Source organism: Streptomyces sp. WM6378, from assembly GCF_001279695.1.
Taxonomy (GTDB): domain Bacteria; phylum Actinomycetota; class Actinomycetes; order Streptomycetales; family Streptomycetaceae; genus Streptomyces.
This window is the reverse complement of sequence record NZ_LGDD01000130.1, coordinates 1-1,372: the sequence shown is the minus strand read 5'-3', so window position 1 is coordinate 1,372 and position 1,372 is coordinate 1. Positions and strand designations below refer to the sequence as shown.

The 1,372-nt window shown below is 66.1% G+C and carries 2 protein-coding genes; one reads left to right on the top strand and one right to left on the bottom strand.

Features of this window, described 5'->3' with window-relative positions; translation table 11 throughout:
* Nucleotides 1-140: 140 nt before the first annotated feature.
* The gene (locus ADK54_RS13515) at nt 141-713 is read right to left on the bottom strand and encodes a TetR/AcrR family transcriptional regulator (RefSeq protein ID WP_053725862.1); all 573 of its coding nucleotides are present in this window, start codon (nt 711-713) and stop codon (nt 141-143) included.
* Nucleotides 714-777: 64 nt separating this feature from the next.
* Between ADK54_RS13515 and ADK54_RS13510 the strand changes: the two genes are divergently transcribed.
* A partial coding sequence (locus ADK54_RS13510) for an SDR family NAD(P)-dependent oxidoreductase (RefSeq protein WP_159047747.1) occupies nt 778-1,372 on the top strand: 595 nt, incomplete at its 3' end.

Genomic DNA, 1,372 nt, shown 5'->3' with positions numbered 1-1,372 from the left:
GGCGGGGCCTTTTGTCTCGGTCAGGTGGCTTGGTCTCACTTCGTCGGCCGCGTTCTCATCGTTCCTGCCACGGCCGCTTGCGGCATGTACTCGAGGGCCGGAGGTGCCGGCTCTGGGTACAAGCGGCACGCCGCGTGTCTTCAGTGCACCAGGAGTTTGATGGCGACCTTCAGACGTTCGAGGTAGGACGCCCGCGTTGCGGCCTGGTGCTTGAGGCCGATCGAGGTGCTGATCATCGTCTGTGCGACGGGGGCGGCCGTCTCTTGTCCTGACTCGACGGCGATCGCGTCTGTGATCAGTTCCTCGAAACGTCGTGGAGCGGTCTGTGCGATCTCTCCGAGGAGGTTGGGGTTGTCCGCTATGACTACGGCGACATCGCGCGCCAGCGGGCCGACGTAGCGGCCCGCCCATTGGTCGAAGGCTTCGACGAGGCGCTCCGGAAGAGGACGGTCGGCATCCGCCAAGACGTCTTCGACCACTGCGATGTCGCGTTCCAGGGCCTGGGTCGCGGCGGCACGGAACAGAGCCTCCTTCGAGGAGAAGAGGAAGTAGAGCCCGGGGCGGGAGATGTGCGCAGCCCGCGCCACTTCCTCCATCGAGGTCTTCCGGTAGCCGAATCGAGCGAACGTCGCGAGAGCGGAGTCCAGAACCGTGGTCCGACGGTCGGTATCGATGGTTGGCGACGACAGGGGGCCGGCCTCGGGGCTGCTCATGGGGCGAGCATAGGAGCGGGATCCTAGCTATACAAGTCCAGTCCAATGTGTATAGCCTTGCTGTATGAAGGCTCGCGAACCCCTCTCCACCTCCTTCACCGCTTCCAGCACAGCGGCCGAGGTGGTGCGGGGCGTTGACCTCACCGGTATCCGCGCGATCGTGACGGGAGCTTCCTCCGGAATCGGGTTCGAGACGGCTCGCGCGCTGACCGCAGCTGGGGCGCAGGTGACGCTCGCCGTGCGGAACACGGCTGCGGGTGACGTCGTCGCTGGATCGATCGAGAGCTCGACCGGAGCGGTCCGGCCTCGAATCGTCCGGCTGGACCTCGCTGACAGAGCCACCGTCACGTCGTTCGTCGCCGCGTGGAGCGGTCCGCTTCACCTGTTGGTCAACAACGCGGGCGTGGTCACCGGTGGCCTCGAACGAACCCGCGAGGGCTGGGAGTTGCAGTTCGCGACAAACCATCTGGGGCACCTCGCACTCGCCATCGGCCTGCACGACGCCCTGGCCCTCGGGGCGTCCGACCGCGGAGGGGTACGGATCGTCTCGGTCAGTTCGACGGCGCACATGCGTTCCGGCATTGACTTCGACGACCTCCACTTCGAGCGGCGCAGCTACGACCCGCAGATCGCCTACGCCCAGTCGAAGACGGCGAACT